A 14,619-nucleotide genomic window follows, 5' to 3' on the forward strand; every position below is an offset into this window, starting at 1 on the left:
TTGAGATGGCGCTTGGGCAGACCTTTGCGGGCTTGGATGAGAGTAGCTTGCGACTAGCTGCTCTTCTTCGTTGGCTTGCTCGCTTTTTGCTGTTGCTTCTTCGCTAGCTTGCTTGCCTTCTGCTCCTGCTTCTTCGCTTGAATCTCCTTGGCGAGCTCTTGGGCGATTTTGCCTTGGGTGGAAATGCCCAGCTTCTCCGCCTCGGCTTTCCGCTTGGCCAGCGCATCGGCGCGTTTCTGCTCGGCGAGCGCCTTACGCTTCTCTTGGATGGCCGCCTTCAGCTCCTTCGCCGTTTTGCCATCGGTCGCGATCCCGAGACCCGCTGCCGTCTTTTGTAGCTGCGCGAGCTGCTCGGCCTGCAGGGACGCCGTGGCTTGTTTATGCTGAGCCTTAGCTTCCTTCGCGGCAGTCTGGCTCGGCTTCTGCGCGGCACTTGCGGATACCGCCCCGCCGAGCAGCATGGCGCAGGCAATGCCGACCGATACGAGCTTGTTCATCTTCATGGTCATTTCCTCCTACAGGCTATGGTCGTATGTAGTGTTACAAGAAAAATGTACCATGGATTTATTACATAACTATGACAACACCGGATCTCCTTACCGCAGCCTCTCCAGCCTGCTGCGAAGCGCCTGCATCGGCGACAGCACCCGAGCACCGGACGCCGCTTCGGCCCGTGCAGCCGCGTCCGTCATCGATAATTGAGCCGCTGCGACCGGGGCGGATGATCTCTGTATCAAGCCCAGCAGGAACGCTTCAACCTGCTCCGCATACGCCGCTTCCCGTCCTTGCAGCAACATCTCGAAGCAGCCCGGGGCAGACACCGCCGTCTGCGACTTAAACTCTCTGCCCTGCAGTTTGGCGTGGGCACGCAGCCGTTCCATCGTTCCTTCTACGGTGGCCGGGTTCGTGAAAGCGACGACCGCCTCGTCTCCAAGCTTCAGCAGCTCGTCAAACCATGGCTCGTCGATCGCGATAACCGGAATCCCGCCCGTCGCTTCGAGCGCTTGCTCCAAGGGCGACAGCGCGGCGATATAATTCGTGCACGTCATGACAATGGCGTCTACCCCGCAGCCCGCAATCCACTCCAGTTGGCCGCGCAGCTTCGCTTGCACCTGCCGCGCCTCTTCTGACGCTGCCGCACGGGTCAGCCAATGGATCGCGCCGGGATCAACAAAGTGCAGGCAGGAAAACGCCTCGTGATCCAGGCCTTCCTCCAAATATCGGATATTCGAATGATGCCCATGCAAGCAGCCCAGCCGCTTTACCGCCATGACAACCGCCTCCCTATGAGCCCAAGCTTTTTTCATAGCTTAGCGGCAATTCCATCAACGGTCAACGGCTTATGTCTCGCCCGCGCAGCAGCTCCTGAGCCTGAGCCGCTTTCTAGGCGTCCTGCCGCAGAGGCTCCTCTTCCGCCTGCACGGCGGCATTCCGATCGGGGATAGCAGTCCCGCGGCTCCAGCCCTCCCGCTTAAAATCGATCATCATGCCCGCTCCAAGCGCCGTGCAATCCTGCGGCTCCGCCGCCAGATGGACGGGGACGCTGGTCTCCGCCTGAATCCGCTCGACCAGTCCGTGAAGCAGCGAGCCGCCTCCGCACAGAAGAATGCCCCGCTCTACCACATCCCCGGCAAGCTCCGGTGGACAGTGCTCCAGCGTCACCCGGATCGCGTCCAAAATAGTCGCAAGAAAATCGTCCATCAGTCCGAAAATTTCGCCGGAGGTCAAGCGGAGCGACCGGGGCAGACCGTCGATCAGATCCCGGCCTTTAATATCGATGGCCTTGTCCTTCTGCCGCTCGACGACCGACCCGATCTGCTTCTTGATCTCCTCCGCGGTCCGTTCGCCGATCGCCAGATTGTACGTCTTTTTGACGTATTCGATGATATCCCGATCGAGCGACATCCCTGCGCGCCGTACCGTATGGCTGACCACGATGCCTCCGAGCGACAGCACGGCCACTTGACTCGCTCCCCCGCCGATATCAAGCACCAGACTGCCGATGGGCTGGTCGACCGGAAGCCCGGCCCCAAGCGCCGCGGCCAGCGGCTCTTCCACGGCTACCGCCTTCTTGGCGCCTTTGTGCACCATCGTTTCTTCGACGGCGCGCTTCTGCACGTTCGTGATGCCGCACGGTACGGAGATGTACACTTGCGAGCTGCGGAACCAGAGGGCCCGGCCTTGAATTTTTTTAATAAAATGCTGAAGCATCGCGCTCGTAATGTCAAAGTTGGCGATCACCCCGTCCATCAGCGGGTAAATGATGTCGATATTGCCCGGGGTCCGGCCGATCATCGCCTGCGCTTCCGTACCGGCCGCCACCATCTCGCCCGAATCCTGCCGGATCGCCACCACAGACGGCTCCCGCAGCACGATGCCTTTCCCATGCTGGTAAATCACCGTATTCGAAGTTCCCAAATCAATGCCGTACAGCGTATCAAATCGCTTTAACATGTTGTCTTCCTCCTTCGTGTATTGCGTTCTGAGCCGCCGGCAGCCGGAACTCGAATACGGTTCCTTGACCGACTTCGCTGCGGACGGTAATCGTCCCGCCATGCAGCTCTACCAGTTCCCGGACAATGGCCAGTCCGAGCCCGGTGCCGCTGCTTTTTTTGCTCCGGCCGCGGTCCACCTTGAAGAAGCGCTCCCAGATCATCTCCTGATCTTCGGGAGAAATTCCGATGCCGGTATCCGCCACCTGAATGACAAGCAGCTCGCTTTCCGCACGGGCACTCAGCAAGATTTTGCCGTTTTCCGTAAATTTCACGGCATTCTTCACTAAATTTTTCATAATTTGTTCGAAGCGGTCCCGGTCCGCATACGCGTCCGGCAGTCCCTCTTCCGCCCGCGTTTCGATCGTCGTGTTGCGCTCCGCGGCTTCCGGTCCGAACATGGCGGCGATGTGCGCAAATAACTGCTGCACATCCACCGGGCTGCGGGATAAGGCGATCTCGTCGTTTTCCAGCTTGATCAGATCGGCGATGTCATCCACCAACCGGTTCATATGGAGCGTTTCTTTGTAAATGATGTCATAATATTTCGGCTTGGCCGCATCGTCGATCAGATCATCCTGAAGCGCCTCCAGAAACCCTTGCATGGCCGTCAGCGGCGTCCGCAGCTCGTGGGATACGTTCGCCAGGAAGTCCTGGCGGATTTGCTCCTGCTTGCGCTTGTCTTCGTCCGTCCGCTGCAGCTTGTCCGCCATCTGATTGATGGTGGCGGCCAGCTCTCCGATCTCGTCGTTCGACGAAATCTCAATCCGCTCGCCGTAATCCCCGTGTCCGATACGCAGCGCCAGCTTGTCGATCCGCTGCAGCGGCCGGGAGATGGACCACGATAAATACGACGCTGTCACCGCCGATAGCAGCACGCCCACGAGCGTGACCCACAGGATCGTTTCGCGCATTAACGTGATCGTTTCGTTCATTCCGGCGACCGAGGCGTGCAGTACGATTCCTCCGTATACCTCATTGTCCTTGCCCCACGGGACGACGACGGATAGCATCGACTCCTTGAGCCCTTCGAACCGCGGCTCGTTCAGCTGTGCCTCTTCGCCGTTCAAGACTTTGCGGACGACGGCAGGATCGACGGATTTGCCGACGTACACCTCGTCCTTGCTGGAGGTGGCGGCGACTTTACCGTTGCGGTCGAACAGCCAGATACGCGCGTCGAACGTCTGGTCGAAGAACAGCAGCAGCTCCTTGACGCGATCGTCCGGGACGACAACGGTTTGAACCGCCAGGTTGACCCGCTTCGCCTTGCGCAGCAGCTCTTCCTTTTGCGAATTTACGATATAACCCTTGGTCAGCAACGAAAGCAGAAACCCGACGACGCACAGGCCCAGCAGCATGGTGAACATATGACCAAACAGCAACCGGCGGAAAATGCTTTTGCCGATGCCAAGCATTATTTCTGGACCTCGAATTTATACCCTACGCCCCACACCGTATGAATGCAGTCGCTCCGGTACGGAAGCAGCTTCTCCCTCAATTTTTTCACGTGCACGTCGACCGTCCGGATATCTCCGATGAACTCGTAGCCCCACACCTGCTCCAGCAGCTGCTCCCGCGTATACACCGTCCCCGGCGACCGGGCCAGATGCGTCAGCAGATCGAACTCCTTCGGGCGAAGAACGATCCGCTCCTCCCCGGCCAGCACCTCGCGGCGCTCCGTGTTGATCGAGAATCCCTCGAACGTAATGGCGACCGGTTCTCCCGGAAATTTGCGGCGCTGCATCCGGCGGAAGATCGCCTTGATCCGCGCCACAAGCTCCCGCGGACTAAACGGCTTCGTGACGTAATCGTCGGCGCCGAGCTCCAGCCCGAGCACCCGGTCGAATTCTTCTCGCTTCGCCGTAAGCATGATGACGGGAATATCGAATCGTTTCAAAATTTGGCGGCATGCTTCGAAGCCGTCCATCTTCGGCATCATGACGTCGAGAATCACGATGTCCGGCGCTTCCTTCTCGACAAGCTCAAGCGCCTCCTCGCCGTCCTGCGCCTCAATCATGCTGATGTGCTGTTTTTCAAAATAAAGCCGAATGATCTCCCTGACGTTCGGGTCATCGTCGGCGACCAGTACTTTCCAAGAATTCATGCAGACAATGCTCCTTTTGCCGGTAAAGATACTATAGCATTCTCCCGCCCCCCCTATTTTGCGGGGGGATTCGCCGAAAAAGGGGCCGTACTCGCTAACGTTACACGAAAAATTTGAGCAAATGATGTTCAAAATCGGACCAAACGGTTAAATAACTGTGTTCAAAGGATGAACGCGCTCGAAAAACAAGTGTGGGCGGGCGGAAAGGCTTGATTGCCAGAATGGGTGTTCCCGAAAAAAGAGCCTTAGTCCGATGCAAGCGGATGAAGGCTCTTTGCTTATTGTTCATGGCAAATCGGAATATCGCCAATCGTGATCGTAATCGGCGCCGCATACGATCGGATGTGCTGCTGCGCTGCTGCTGACGTGCGAGGCTTCAGCATGATTACCCCTTCTGCTACAGTGATGGAGGATACGAGATAAAAGATATCACTGTATATTTTCAAATCCTGAAAGGCGCATTTCCTTTTCACATTCGCGCTCTTATCCCAATATTCGATGATGGCTTTGGATGCCTTGCGCAGCGGTCTGATCTGATAACTCACCGTGACTTTATATGTCTTGGTTTCTTTTGTCAGATGAATGATTTCTAATTCGCTTTGATCTCGTAAGAGCAAATGCTGGACGTTCTCGACCAGTTGGGACTGCTCCGCATCTTTGGCGATATTTTTCAGTATCTTCGTGATCAGCTTGGTAATACAATGCTCTTTCTCGTCTTCGCTTTGTTGATTGAACGCGGCAGGAGGATAACCGATATAGAACATTTTCATCCACTTCTTCGGCCGCAGTTCCGATTCCATAATGCATCCCTCATCCAGAAACGGGGTGATCGCAATATAGACATGGTCATAATCCCCGGTGATAAAGCCTAATTCATTTAGTTTTCTCGCATAGCGATCACTTATAGAGTGGATTAATTTATCCGTTACATACAAAGTTCCGATATAACTACTGGGGAAAACACTTGGGTGCTCCCCTCTTTCTTCGAATATTCTGATATCAAGGATTGTTTTCTCTTTCAAGGCCGGTTCCCCTTTTGCGTTATTTTATAGTAATACTATCATACACGAGAATAACAGGGAAAGATTGGATTCTGAACTAACCGCTCGATTCAACACTAGTGCGAAAAGCCCCTAAAAACAGCGGTTTTCGCCGAACAGTATAAAGAAGTCGGCTTGCGCATTCAAGCCCGTATAAATTGTGTTGTGGAAGGTGACGCCCGTGAGCAGTTCCAAGGAATTCATGCAAAGCCAGCTGAGGAAATGGAAATCCGCCGCATCCCAGCTCATTTCGACGGAGAGGGAAGCCGTCGAGACCGCCGCCATCGAGCTGGAGCCCGAGGTTTACGATAAGTGCAGACGAATGGCCGAAGCCGAACAGACGACCGTCAGCGCCGTGGTTCACTATATGATCGACCAATATTTTGCCGTACGGTCCCATGAAATGACGTTTCAAGCGACGATGGAGCAGAAGGAAAAAAATCCGCTGCTGCAGCTCGACAGCTTGACGAAGCGGAAAGAACGGTATAAAGGCGAGGAGGTGCATAGCTTTGATCGCGCATGATTCCGCAGCCTTGCAGCAGGCGGTCTTTCTGGAGCAGTCCGCTCTGATGGCGTTTATGAATCCGGAGGACCCGTATTATTTGAAGGCCCGGTCGCTGTTCTTCGACCTGGATGATATGGACCGGCATTTGGCTACGACGAACTATGTGATCTTCGAAACGCACCAATGGCTGCGCAATCATTTTGACTATTCGGATGCGCAGTTCTTCTTGAACACAATGGAAAAAGCGGTCCAGCAAGGCGTGCTGACGATCGTACCGGGAACGCCGGAGCTGGAGCGGGAAGCGAAACATCTCATTATCGATTTTCCGAACTACCGCTTCTCGCTGAGCGAAGCAATGACGGCCGTGGTTATGCTGTCCTGCCAGATGAAACGGATTTTCACCTTCAATCCGAATTATTCGTTCCTGCCCAAGCTGGATCGTGAAATCAAGGTGCTGCCAAGCATTTTGTAAGCTAACGAAGCGGGGGAAAAAGAAAACCTGACGGACAGCCCGCTTGAGGCTGTGTACCGTCAGGTTTTCGCTGTTTTAGGAAGAAGGAAGCGGGTACTTGTCGAGCTGATGCTCCTCGATGAATCCCGGCGTGCCGGTACGCCTTGCGGCATAATCGGCAATCTGCTTTCTTAGGTTGGGGTACAGCACGATCTTGTCCAGCTCGGAAAGCGGAATCCATCGTACGCCCGTTTGATTCGGATCGGGGCTCGCGGGCATTGCGGACATGGACCCTTCCTTCAGCTTGCAATCGAATATCAGATGGACGCTGTGCGTCGCGCCATACACGTGATCGCTTCGATGCGGGGCGTATTCGTACACGAAGGCCAGCGGTCCGACCTCAACCTCTGTGGCGGCTTCCTCCCGCGCTTCCCGGATCACCGCTTCGGTTACCGATTCCCCGGCTTCGACGCCTCCGGCAGGCAAGTTGTAATGAAGTCCGTTTGCATCTGTGAATTCGATCAGCAGCACGCTGTCGTCCCGGAGGATAAGCGCGCAGGCGCGTACCCGTATCGGATAAGTCACTCGATTTCTCCTCCCATTCTACCCGCCGAGTCCCGTCTTCACCATGGAAAGCAGACTCTCCAAGGGAAATTATACCTGATCCTCCCGTACAGCCTCAACCGGCGTAAGCTGTTTATATTTATAGGGTACATAAACCGCAAGTACGAAACTTAGCAAATACAACATCAGCTCAAAGATTTGGATGGGACCAAGAGAGGATGGTTGCTTCGCAGAACTTAGACTGGTTGCGATAAAAAACAACCAGGGAATGAGACTAATGAGCATGCATGCGATCAGATTACCCTTAAATTCCACGCGGCCTGCTTTTTTTATGGATCGACGAACGATATAATGAAAAACAAGAAAATTGCAAAAAATTTGAAATCCATGCATGATTAATTCGCTTGTTTCCGATATCGGAAGTGATGCGGCTTGCCAAATCTGGTTTAACAACGGGTCCAGTGACGGCTTAAGAAGTTGAAACCCGACGAAGCAAACGATGAATAAAGACCAGCTCATCACCGATCCGATAAGGGTATGGGCGATTACCCTTCCAATATTCACCCGTTCCCCCGCGTCCCACCATTGCCTCGTTTGTCGACCATAATCGCTCATCATCGAAAAACTCCTTATTTTACAAAAAGACTCAATCCTCGAAGCGCGCTAAGCAGCATGAGCCCAAACAGAATATACATCACATAATAAGCTTCTTTTCTAAGAATCGACACAAGCAGAAACAAGCAATAACACAAGGTTGAGAATAAATTAAGCCATTCCAGCTTGGCAAAAGTCCAAGACAAAACGTAGTAGGTGCCCCAACATAGCATAGACGCAATAAAGGCTGCATATTTCAGCTTCAAGGATAAGGCCTGGATCAGACCGGTTTCCTTGACATGCCACGAGCCTAAATAATCCTCCGTGGTTGGGCCGGGAGCAACGGGAGAAGTGAATTGGGTGTACGCAGGCTGCAAATACGGCGCAGTTCCGTATTGGGCCTGAAACCCCCAGGCAAACATTTCTTCACCTATGTTTAGCAATTGCTCCTGACTCGTTGCCGCAAGCTGAGATCCTTCCGGAAACGGTGGGAACAGAGGCACGTTGGGGTCCAGACTGAAAACAATCCGTTTACCTTCCAAGTTTCCAAAGTAATAGTGCTTGGTATTTCTCGCTCCGTACCCGGTTACGAATGCCAGCTTGTTCCATTGACTTTTCATACTGACCTGGACACTTGCATCTACGGGGACCCAGCCTACACCCTCTACGAAAAATTCATTCCAAGCGTGCGCCCTAAGCCTGCCTGTCGCCCAAGAACCGAAAACAGTGCGGCAAGGAATATGAAGCGAACGACAGTAAGCGGCAAACAAGAAAGAAAACTCGCCGCAATCTCCCCGTTGATTTCGACGCATAGCAGACGCTCCCCGTTCCTTCGGGGGATAAATATATTTATAGTGTTGAACCAAATGAAAAAATAGCTTTCGCGCCTGTTCAATCGGTTCCTTGCTATCCCCAACAATCCGGATGGCTTCTTGACGAATTTCATCCGTCAAGGGAACGAGTGGAGTTGAACGCAAATAAAACAGGCGTTCGTCCTCGGTTAATTCCGGTACTTCTGCTTTATTATCCTTGTTATTGTTTGGATCGAATGGAACCAACCGGGTTTCATAACTATCGAATAAGCAGGAGAAAGCGACGTTTTCGCCCGGAAGCAGTTCATAGTAAGCCAGCTGATTGCCTGTTGGCAGCAAATTCAATTCTTTAGGCGCCGTTTGCTGCAATATCCGAATGTTACGCTGCGTCATACTGTCAGCGGGTAAAGACAGCCATAAAGAAACGGGCGAATCCTGTTTGTTTAAGTACGTATAATCAACCCGGTATGTTTTAATGAAATGATATTCGATCCGATACAATGGTTTCATGATGCTCCTTTTTTTACAGTCATTTTTTTTAGTATTAGGATTTAATGGATGTGCGTGCTGTTGGCAAATAGCATGTGTCGTCGCAGCCGCCTGCTGGAATGATCGATCGACGGGATGCGATAAAATCATACGTTTTTTGTCCGATCCCACAAATCGCAGCCAAATAAAGCAGCGGCACAAGCGGCCAAAGCGGGACAAGCCGCTTGCTGATCTGGATGAACGCATAAATGCCTTCGTGGGACTTTTCTTCTGTCTTCCGCTTGCTGTGCATTCGCTTTTCTAATTTATTCAAATCGAGTTGAAAGGTGTTGCAAACATTCGGCTCGCGGAACGATACAAAATGAAGGAGCCGGAACCAGTCGAGCTTTCTCAGATTGCGAATCGAAGCTTGGCAGAAGGGGCACCACCCGTCATAAAACACGATAACGTGATGTGTTTGCGGGATCGACTTCCTCCCAAAGCTGCGCGTTCGTGTCCGAAACGCAAGAAGAAAGAGCCGCCGCAAACGAATCAGCTTGCGGTGTATTTTCTTATATTCCTCATCCGATATGAGCATAAAATCAATTATGCACATGATGAGCGAGAAGGTGATAAGTCCCATGGCGATGCCGATGCCTAAATGAAAAGAAACGACACAAAACACAATGAAGTATTTGGTGTATCGGTTAAACAGCAAGAACGGAAAAGCAAGCTTGATGATCACAGATGAGTAAGTGAAAAGAACGATGAAGAAATCGTTCTGTAAAATCAGGTTTCGAAAGAAAGGATGGCTAAATTGATTCACTTGCATAATATAATATACAGCAGTTCCACTATGCCACATTTCACCCATGATTTGATATAGTCCGGAAGTCAGATACATGATGCACAGGTTGACGATGCAGAACAGTACGGCAAAGTTGTGAAAAACAGCTTTGATCTTGTACCATGTCCCCTCTTCCGCTACCGAACGTTTCTTCCAATACTTTTCGGCATCCGCGGAAAAGTAAGCTGTTGTATTGGCAAAGATCATATAGCAAAGAAGGATGCGAAGAATATTGTCGCCGCCATCTCCAATAAGATAATTCCGGTCCAAAAGCGAATACGTAAAAATAAAGAAAAGAATGGACATCAATCGGCCTTTCCAACCGATTACATAGAGGATCGTGACCATGATCCCTATATGATACACGATATCGAAATACAGCATCGAAGGGCTCCATGTGTATAACGATAACGAAAATCCTTTCGTCGTTGTTAAATAAGTAGCGTGATCAATTAAGCCTTGATCGGACCAGAGAAGATAGCGCTGCGAATAATGGATCAAATACATGTAAAGAAGAACGAGACCAAAGCCAATTCTGGCAAGAGACGTTCCTATCAAAAAGTTTTCGCGATAAAACCATCGCAGCCAGATAGAACGGTTTACATTTGCAATAGCTTGCATGCAAAAGCACCTTCTTTTTAAGGTAGTGAGCAGCTTTTAAATGGAGGGAATCACCGGGATATAATCCTTCCAATGGTAGTCCACATATTGGGGAACCGTCTTATAGTCGGGATTGTTGCGTTCTGAGAATGGTTTAACCTTTGCAAAGGTGACACGCATGCGAATGGAATCCACCTGTTGATTCGGAAAATATTTTGGTACATTAGAGTATCCCATACGGTACATCAGATCAATTCCTTGCGAACGGAAATCTTCCAGTATCTTTTGGTTTTCTTTAGAAGTCGTTAAATCTTGTTTATTAAATTTTTGTTTTTTCACTTCTAACTTTTCCGCTAGTTCATCTTGATGAACTGTTTGCATAAACGAATCCGTACCAAAACGCATGAGGCGGTTCACAGGAGAAATGTACTGCTCCCAATTGGAAGTAATCATTGGAGTGGTGAGGTCGATCCACTCGCTCTCTACTTGCTCATGATTGGCATTCTGCAGCTTGGCTTGCATATAGATCGTATAGTTCGTACTAATCGGATCAGGTGCGAACAGATGCCAGTTTTGATAAAAAACAGTCGAGGTGTACCATCTAACCAAACCATTGAACTTGGATGTCATCGGATTAAATGGGAGAACATGCATGAAAATGATGCTGAAGTGAAACACCATAAATCCGACTAACAAGAAGGGGAGGAATAAGAGCGCACCCCGCTGAAGCTTTCCGGTTTTCACGAAAGGCACCGCCTTTCCGTTAAAAATATAGTAATGGATGAAGAGGAAGAGAGAATCGTTCTGCAAATGAACGTAATCTCTCTTCCAGACTTTAAATAACGATAAACGTTATACTTTTACCTACGACTAGTTGTCGAACAAGATGTCCGATTCCTGGATGTGGGGTGCTGGATTGCTAGAACCAAAAATGCGATCCAGACCCTTCCCGACAGCCCAACCAACCGCAGCGCTGGCCACGGTTGATGCCGCCGCTCTCACTGCAGGTGTAGCGGCAAGACGTGCTGCTGCTACAGCTACAGCAGGAATTGCTGCAGGCTCTACAAATTCCTCCCTGTCAATAGAAGCAAAGTTCGTTGTTGTTTGCGCGTCCGTAGTGGAAGCGCCGGCAGAGGCAGACAACAGACCTGCCGAAACCAGGGACAAGGACAGAACAATAACAATATATTTCTTTTTCATAAAACGAAATGCCTCCTTTTCTCTCACGATTGGGATAATCGAACCATTCCTGTTGTCGATCGATTTCGCAACCAGGGCGAGCTGGCCAGCTTTTTTTTCACACCCAGATTCATGCGAGAACGAAAGTCTTTCAAAAATGGCTTATATCAACTATAAATCAGACAGGTAGATTTGTAAATATTTTCTTTATTAAGTTTATATTAATATATTTTAAATTTACTGGGATTTTACTTTTGATTATCTCATGGTTTGTTTTTTAGTCGCAATTTAGCGAAAGATTCTTCTTCCCGGCGAATCTGTGGTAAGATGGAGGAAATGAACGTAGAGGGGATACTGATGCAAACCGTTTCCATTTTAGGCGTACCATTTTCTAAATTATCTTTAGACGAAACCGTAAGCGAGCTGCACCGCCGGCTGGACCGCAACGATCCGCGGCTGTTTCACTTGATTACGGCCAACCCCGAAATTGTGATGAATGTAAGAAAAGATAGCGAGCTGCGGCAAATTGTCGAACAGGCCGACATGATTACCCCCGACGGCATCGGCATCGTCCTGGCTTCGCGTTACAAGGGCGAGCCGGTGCCCGAGCGCGTGACCGGCTACGAGATGCTTCTCCGGCTCCTGGCGCTCGGCCACGAGCACGGATGGTCGTTCTACTTCTTGGGAGCCGACGAAGAAACAAGCAAGAAAGCCGTCGACCTGATCGCGATTCAATACCCGGGTCTTAAGGTCGCCGGCCGGCGTAACGGCTTCTTCACCGCTGACGACGAACCGCAGCTCGTGGAGCAGATCGCAAGCGTGAAGCCCGATCTGCTCATCGTAGCCATGGGCGCGCCGCGGGCCGAAAAATGGATCTTCAAATACAAAAACCGGTTATCTGCCAGGCTCGCAATGGGCGTCGGCGGCAGTCTGGATGTCATCGCGGGTAAAGTCAAGCGCGCCCCGGTCGTCTGGCAAAAGCTGAATCTGGAATGGCTGTACCGCCTGCTGCGGCAGCCTTCCCGCTGGAGACGGCAATTGGTGCTTCCCCGATTCGCCATCCTGTTTCTGCTGAAGGGCCGCAAGAGTTAACATTGTAAAAAAGCCATCGAACCTTAACGATTCGATGGCTGATATGTTCTAATCGATGATATGGAACGCCTCGCCTGTTGCGCTGGGCGTTTTTCTTTTTGCTTTCCCAGTTGCGTCCGCCTGCCTTAACCGAGCACGACGCGGTCGTCCGCAAGCTTGACGCCGCGAATCCGCTCGAACTGCTGAAGCAGCCCTTCGATGGTCAGTCCCCGCTTCTCCCGCTCCGGCACATCCAAAATAATGCGTCCTTTATCCATCATGATCAGCCGGTTGCCGAGCCGGATTGCTTGATCCATATTGTGCGTCACCATGAGTGTCGTCAGCTTCAGCTCGGCGACGATCTGCTCGGTCAGCGACGTAATCAGCTCCGCCCGCGAAGGATCGAGCGCCGCGGTATGCTCATCGAGCAGCAAAATGCGCGGCTCGGTGAAGGTCGCCATCAGCAGGCTGAGCGCCTGCCGCTCCCCGCCCGAGAGCAGACCGACCTTGGCGTTCAGCCGGTTCTCCAGCCCGATGCCGAGCCGGCTGAGCTGCTCGCGGAACATCGTCCGCTTGTGCCCCGTAACGCCGATGGCGAGCCCTCTGCGCTCGCTGCGCTTATACGCCATGGCCAGGTTTTCTTCGATTGTCATCGTCGGCGCAGTACCGGCCATCGGGTCTTGGAACACCCGGCCAATCCATGCGCTGCGGCGATACTCGGGCATCGATTCGACCTCGTTTCCGCCAATGACGACCTTCCCGAGATCCGGCGTCATCACGCCCGAGATGATATTCATAAGCGTGGACTTGCCGGCGCCGTTGCTGCCGATCACCGTTACAAAATCGCCCTCCTTCAATTGGAGGTTAATATGCGACAAGGCGAGCTTTTCGTCCGGCGTCCCTGGGTTAAACAGCTTGGAAACATGTTCGACGCGTAACATTATCGACCACCCCCTGCCGAAACGTTCCGTGCGCGGGAATGTTCGAGATCGGCCGCCCGTTGACGGATGACCGACTTTTGACGCAGCTTGCTCCGCACCATCGGGAGCGTCAAGGCAATAATAACGATGAGTGCGGTCATCAGCTTCATATCCGTCGATTCCAGCCCGACGCGAAGCGCCAGTGCCACGATCAGCCGGTAGATGATAGCGCCCAGCAAGACAGCCAACGTCGCGCGGATGACCGTCTTCGCGCCGAACAGCGCTTCCCCGATAATGACCGAGGCAAGCCCGATCACGATCATGCCGATCCCCATGGAAACATCCGCGAAAGCGGAATACTGCGCGATCAAGGCGCCGGAGAGCGCCACGAGTCCGTTCGACAAGCTGACGCCGACGATGATCGTATTGTCCGTGTTCACGCCGAAGCTGCGGATCATCCGGGGGTTATCTCCGGTTGCTCTGAGTGCAAGGCCCAGGTCCGTGTGCAGGAACCAGTCCAGAGCGAATTTAATAGCCAGCACGACGATCGGCATCACCCAAAGCAGGGACACGCCGGTAAGCAGCGTATCTTCTCCGAGCAGCGCAATGTTTGCTTTCTTCCCCATAATTCGAAGATTGATCGAATACAGCGCAATCATCATCAAAATCCCGGACAGCAGCGCATTCACTTTGCCTTTGGTATGCAGCAGTCCGGTGCACGCTCCGGCTACGAGACCGCCTCCGAAGGCAGCCAGCGTGGCAAGTAACGGAGAGACGCCGGAAGAGATCATGACCGCGGCAATCGCGCCGCCGGTCGTGAAGCTGCCGTCCACCGTCAAATCAGGAAAATCCAAAATGCGAAACGTCACATACACGCCGAGCGCCATAACAGCATACAGCATGCCGAGTTCCAGAGAACCTGTAAATGCCTCATACATACGTCCATCCTCCTGCGAAGAAATGCAAAAGTGA

The 14,619-nt window shown here is 52.2% G+C and carries 17 protein-coding genes; 3 read left to right on the forward strand and 14 right to left on the reverse strand.

The annotated features are described in order from the left end of the window. Window positions 1-53 precede the first annotated feature (53 nt). From BLO51_RS19265 to BLO51_RS19290, 6 genes are all read right to left on the reverse strand, one after another. Entirely contained in the window at window positions 54-503 is a 450-nt protein-coding gene (locus BLO51_RS19265; RefSeq protein WP_090674465.1) for a hypothetical protein, read from the reverse strand. 93 nt (window positions 504-596) lie between these two features. Next, the gene (locus tag BLO51_RS19270) at window positions 597-1,271 is read right to left on the reverse strand and encodes a hypothetical protein (RefSeq protein WP_090674467.1); all 675 of its coding nucleotides are present in this window, start codon (window positions 1,269-1,271) and stop codon (window positions 597-599) included. A gap of 112 nt (window positions 1,272-1,383) precedes the next feature. Beyond that, entirely contained in the window at window positions 1,384-2,454 is a 1,071-nt protein-coding gene (gene mreB / locus BLO51_RS19275; protein ID WP_090674469.1) for a rod shape-determining protein, read from the reverse strand. Beyond that, the gene (locus tag BLO51_RS19280; RefSeq protein WP_342672423.1) at window positions 2,438-3,859 is read right to left on the reverse strand and encodes a sensor histidine kinase; all 1,422 of its coding nucleotides are present in this window, start codon (window positions 3,857-3,859) and stop codon (window positions 2,438-2,440) included. The genes mreB and BLO51_RS19280 overlap by 17 nt, the downstream gene beginning before the upstream one ends. A 47-nt stretch (window positions 3,860-3,906) precedes the next feature. Then, window positions 3,907-4,596 (reverse strand): response regulator transcription factor, encoded by a 690-nt coding sequence (locus BLO51_RS19285; RefSeq protein ID WP_090674472.1) that lies wholly within the window; start codon window positions 4,594-4,596, stop codon window positions 3,907-3,909. A gap of 278 nt (window positions 4,597-4,874) precedes the next feature. After that, on the reverse strand, window positions 4,875-5,618 hold the full coding sequence (locus BLO51_RS19290; protein ID WP_143006926.1) for an RNA methyltransferase: 744 nt from the start codon (window positions 5,616-5,618) through the stop codon (window positions 4,875-4,877). 199 nt (window positions 5,619-5,817) lie between these two features. Between BLO51_RS19290 and BLO51_RS19295 the strand changes: the two genes are divergently transcribed. Then, window positions 5,818-6,159 (forward strand): hypothetical protein, encoded by a 342-nt coding sequence (locus BLO51_RS19295; protein ID WP_090674476.1) that lies wholly within the window; start codon window positions 5,818-5,820, stop codon window positions 6,157-6,159. After that, on the forward strand, window positions 6,146-6,613 hold the full coding sequence (locus BLO51_RS19300; protein ID WP_245719739.1) for a type II toxin-antitoxin system VapC family toxin: 468 nt from the start codon (window positions 6,146-6,148) through the stop codon (window positions 6,611-6,613). The genes BLO51_RS19295 and BLO51_RS19300 overlap by 14 nt, the downstream gene beginning before the upstream one ends. 75 nt (window positions 6,614-6,688) lie before the next feature. Here the strand turns inward: BLO51_RS19300 and BLO51_RS19305 are convergent, their stop codons facing one another. From BLO51_RS19305 to BLO51_RS19330, 6 genes are all read right to left on the reverse strand, one after another. After that, window positions 6,689-7,177, reverse strand: a complete 489-nt coding sequence (locus tag BLO51_RS19305; RefSeq protein ID WP_090674477.1) for an NUDIX domain-containing protein — start codon at window positions 7,175-7,177, stop codon at window positions 6,689-6,691. 69 nt (window positions 7,178-7,246) lie between these two features. After that, window positions 7,247-7,771: a hypothetical protein gene (locus tag BLO51_RS19310; RefSeq protein WP_217266758.1), complete on the reverse strand. Its 525-nt coding sequence runs from the start codon at window positions 7,769-7,771 to the stop codon at window positions 7,247-7,249. 14 nt (window positions 7,772-7,785) lie between these two features. Next, complete coding sequence (locus BLO51_RS19315) at window positions 7,786-9,072, reverse strand: transglutaminase-like domain-containing protein (protein WP_167670263.1); 1,287 nt, start codon at window positions 9,070-9,072, stop codon at window positions 7,786-7,788. Window positions 9,073-9,106: 34 nt separating this feature from the next. Continuing rightward, window positions 9,107-10,261: a DCC1-like thiol-disulfide oxidoreductase family protein gene (locus BLO51_RS19320; RefSeq protein ID WP_245719740.1), complete on the reverse strand. Its 1,155-nt coding sequence runs from the start codon at window positions 10,259-10,261 to the stop codon at window positions 9,107-9,109. A 273-nt stretch (window positions 10,262-10,534) separates the two neighbouring features. Continuing rightward, a complete protein-coding gene (locus tag BLO51_RS19325) occupies window positions 10,535-11,221 on the reverse strand; it encodes a DUF5819 family protein (protein WP_143006927.1) in 687 nt (228 codons plus the stop codon). 126 nt (window positions 11,222-11,347) lie between these two features. Further along, window positions 11,348-11,677 (reverse strand): hypothetical protein, encoded by a 330-nt coding sequence (locus tag BLO51_RS19330; protein WP_090674486.1) that lies wholly within the window; start codon window positions 11,675-11,677, stop codon window positions 11,348-11,350. Window positions 11,678-12,013: 336 nt separating this feature from the next. Here BLO51_RS19330 and BLO51_RS19335 point away from each other — a divergent pair, with 336 nt between their 5' ends. Beyond that, window positions 12,014-12,748: a WecB/TagA/CpsF family glycosyltransferase gene (locus tag BLO51_RS19335; RefSeq protein ID WP_174551275.1), complete on the forward strand. Its 735-nt coding sequence runs from the start codon at window positions 12,014-12,016 to the stop codon at window positions 12,746-12,748. A 125-nt stretch (window positions 12,749-12,873) separates the two neighbouring features. Here the strand turns inward: BLO51_RS19335 and BLO51_RS19340 are convergent, their stop codons facing one another. Further along, window positions 12,874-13,668 (reverse strand): ABC transporter ATP-binding protein, encoded by a 795-nt coding sequence (locus BLO51_RS19340; RefSeq protein WP_090674488.1) that lies wholly within the window; start codon window positions 13,666-13,668, stop codon window positions 12,874-12,876. Next, window positions 13,668-14,585, reverse strand: a complete 918-nt coding sequence (locus BLO51_RS19345; RefSeq protein WP_090674490.1) for an ABC transporter permease — start codon at window positions 14,583-14,585, stop codon at window positions 13,668-13,670. The genes BLO51_RS19340 and BLO51_RS19345 overlap by 1 nt, the downstream gene beginning before the upstream one ends. Window positions 14,586-14,619: the final 34 nt, after the last annotated feature.

Origin of the sequence: Paenibacillus tianmuensis (genome assembly GCF_900100345.1) — a bacterium.
GTDB classification, from domain to species: Bacteria; Bacillota; Bacilli; order Paenibacillales; family NBRC-103111; genus Paenibacillus_G; species Paenibacillus_G tianmuensis.